Genomic DNA, 675 nt, shown 5'->3' on the forward strand with positions numbered 1-675 from the left:
GGAAGCTACCTCAAATTAGATAAACCTCTGATGAGAAAACTCCTTTCAGCTGCAAGGCTGCATCTAAATTTGCANAAGCTTGACCTTTCCCCTTGATTAGTACCACTCCATCAATGAGAAATTCCATATTATGCAACCTTCTTCGCGAAGGCTACCGGTGTTAAATAATTAAGCGAGCTATGTGGCCGTTCATGATTGTAGTGCTGCTGCCACAGATCAATTTCATATCGTGCTTCTTGTAACGTTCGGAACCAATGTTGGTTCAAGCAAGCGTCTCTAAACTTCCCATTGAAGCTTTCAACAAAAGCATTCTGCGTCGGTTTCCCAGGCTGAATGAAGTTCAGCTTCACGCCACTCTCCTGGCTCCAGAAGAACATAGCTTTGCTGGTATATTCGGTGCCGTTGTCACACGTAATGCTTTCCGGCTTTCCTCTCAGCTCAATGAGATCATTCAAAAAGCGAGCAACACGAGCCCCAGATATCGAGTATTCAGCGAGCTGGCCTACAATTTCTCGAGAGTAATCATCTACAACATTCAAAATACGAAATCGTCTATGGCTCGCTAATTGGTCCGAAACAAAATCCATCGACCAACTTTGATTCGGTGCTGTAGCAGGGCTGTTTACCACACGTGGTCTAGTTAGCTTCTTTCGCTTCTTCGTGCGGACCTGTAAC

General features: G+C 45.0%; 1 protein-coding gene. It reads right to left on the reverse strand.

The genetic code is table 11. The features are described 5' to 3' along the window. Positions 1 to 128: 128 nt before the first annotated feature. On the reverse strand, positions 129 to 675 hold a 547-nt coding region (locus A3750_RS03880; protein ID WP_156498375.1), incomplete at its 5' end, for an IS3 family transposase.

The organism is Oleiphilus sp. HI0079 (assembly GCF_001635105.1).